The organism is Halohasta sp. A2 (assembly GCF_056175805.1).
On the sequence record NZ_JAQFWV010000143.1, the window covers coordinates 1 to 2,822 of the forward strand.

Below are 2,822 nucleotides of genomic sequence, written 5' to 3' on the forward strand. Positions count from 1 at the left end.
ATGGGATGGGCTCCGCTGCGGAGCCCATCCCTAAGGGGCGCATCCAACCTCTGCTGTCTGTTCATATCGCATCCGTTGAACGCTTCCTACGAGACAATACCGAAATCAGCTCGGGCTAAACACATACGATTAATCATACCCAGCAGACGCCCGAACGACAGCACATTTCTTGAGTAGCAAAACTTATTTTGAATATATATTAATTGGATGTCACGGGAAGTATATATATGAGTTTAATGTGATTAAAATATTTTTACAACCACAAAACCAAAATTTTTAAATCTACTCGGTTACAAACGGTATACATGAGTCAAGCTAAAATCGTAAAGCAGCCAGCCATCGACGAACAACGTGACAAGGAGTTCTATCTCCCCGGAGTATCAAGTGAAACTCTTGCTCGAATAGAACGACTATTCAAGCGGTAGTCAAGAGTCCACCTCAAGGCTGGACGCTATGACTTTTCCCACGCAGGTACTGAGAATCAATCAGTTCAGACTTTACCGCCCGAAGTCTGATCAAGTCGATTCAGCAGATGACTGTTCTATCTGACAATAACTACCAGATTGTGTAGTAATTGTGTAATCGGACTAACAGTGATTTGCGGCCCAGATTTCCGACTATGCATGAATTAATTAGCAGGCACAGTTGTATGTAGCAGTAACGCCCGGAATAGAGGCAGCAATAGCCGCGAACCACCGGGCGAACGTACCGAGACACATGATACGTGATATACACTACGGCTTTGACAGCATAGGAGGTGGGTTACAGTGACCCGCAGCTTTAACGGAAACAAGATCGTTCGCAGGGTTCAGATAGACTTGCAAGACAGTCCCGGTGACCCCTCCGTCCAACACGGTCAAGACACCAATCATCCAGAGCAGTCTCAAAATCGATTGGCCATGGAGTCGGCACTGACAAATATTGACAGTACAAAGCTGAATTTCATGATCCGATTCAAGGCCAAATTAAAAAAGTATTATATAAATCGACGTCGATCACGCCACATCGACTCGTCTGCCACTTCAAGGTGAGAACCGAATGAGAAATGATCACCAGCTAGTCACGTACGCGGATATCGAAGCTGCACAGGAGCGACTTAATGATCCATCGGTAGTTAAACGAACCCCGATCGAGCGGAGTACCTCGCTCGAAAAGATGACAGGGGCTGAGGAGGTCGTACTGAAGTTTGAACATCTCCAGTGGACTGGTTCGTTCAAAACCCGTGGCGCGTATAACAAGATTAAAACTTGTCTTGCAGAGGCCGATATCAGTCAGGTCATCGCAGCGAGTGCCGGAAACCACGCACAAGGTGTCGCTCTTGCCGCGACGAAATTGGGTGTGGAGTCAACAATTGTTATGCCAAAGACCGCACCACAGACAAAAATCGACGCGACCCGTGGGTACGGTGCTACTGTTGAACTCGTTGGGCAGGACTTCCAGGCAGCCACAGAATACGCACAGCGCCTGGCATCAAACTCGAACGCCGAGTTCGTTCACGCGTTCGATGATCCCGATATCGTCGCTGGGCAAGGAACACTGGGGGTAGAAATGGTCAAGGACTTCCCAGATGTCGAAACCGTTGTCGTCCCGATCGGCGGTGGTGGGCTCATCAGTGGCATCGCGACTGCATTTGCAGAACACAGCCCGGAGACGAAAGTCGTCGGTGTACAAGCAGCAGGGGCAGAGACAGTCCCAGACAGCCTTGATAAAGGGACCCCTCAGACGCTTGACTCGGTAGATACGATCGCAGATGGAATTGCAACCGGCGGAATATCCGATCTTACGCTGTCTATCATGGATCAGTACGTCGACGAGGTCGTCACGGTGACCAATAGCGAGATCGCAGAATCCGCTCTAATCTTGATGGAGCGAGCCAAGCAACTGATCGAAGGAGCTGGTGCTGCCTCAGTTGCAGCGATCCGAAGCGATGACCTTGATGTCGAGGGTGATCGGGTTATGCCACTACTGTGTGGCGGAAATCTTGATATGACGATGCTCCGTGCGATACTTATACACGCCCTCACACGTCGAGAGCAGATCCTTCGATTGCGGGTTCACATCGACGACCGTCCTGGGAAAATGTCGGAGCTTTCGGGCATCATTGCTGATCACGGGGCCAATATTCAGACAGTTAGGCACGATCGTGCACTAGAAGATCTCGACGTAGGTGATGCATACCTGATCTTCCAGGTCGAGACTAGCGGTGCGGAACACGCTAGCAACATCATCGACTCGATCGTCGATCACGGCTACGAAGTTGAACTGATCAACCGTGAAGTTGCGGAATCATAGTCCACTAACTGACGGGATATATACGTTTGAACAGTATGTAGACACAAACATCGTAGACCAATATGAACAGATGAACTGTGGTGGCGCGATCTGAGAACAGGCATATTCCAGTAGTCCAAATTTTGAAGACACAATATAACATTTCTCTAACAATATTTGGTTTCACAACATCTCGATTACCAACCTCAATACCGGAGAGAAAAAATCTCACGTTTCGCTTGATGTTGGAAAGTGTTCTCACTTGTATTGAAACGAAGTTGGACACAAAGTAGAGATACCGCCAATTAGGCCTTGAATAGCGTGATAAGCTCCGATACATTTCATCGAAACCAGCGGCTGTCAGGGGTTCAGTGACGACGATCGGGATTAAGATGCTTTCTCGCTTGGGTTGATTGCCGTCGAGTATCAGCCTGTCCAAGAAACACCGACAGAAACGTCAGATTCTGTAGCTCTTGAGCGTTCATCACGGCAAATTTATCTAGCTGAAAACACTATACTGCGTAAGGATTTACTCGTGACGTTTAATTTTA

Annotated in this window: 1 protein-coding gene; it reads left to right on the forward strand. The window is 48.3% G+C overall.

Features of this window, described 5'->3' with window-relative positions:
* Positions 1–1,038: 1,038 nt before the first annotated feature.
* Complete coding sequence (gene ilvA, locus O2S87_RS18405; protein WP_475410183.1) at positions 1,039–2,292, forward strand: threonine ammonia-lyase; 1,254 nt, start codon at positions 1,039–1,041, stop codon at positions 2,290–2,292.
* Positions 2,293–2,822 lie beyond the last annotated feature (530 nt).

Coding starts and splice junctions, on each gene's coding strand:
- ilvA (WP_475410183.1), top strand. CDS start 1,039: ATGAGAAATGATCACCAGCTAGTCACGTACGCGGATATCGAAGCTGCA.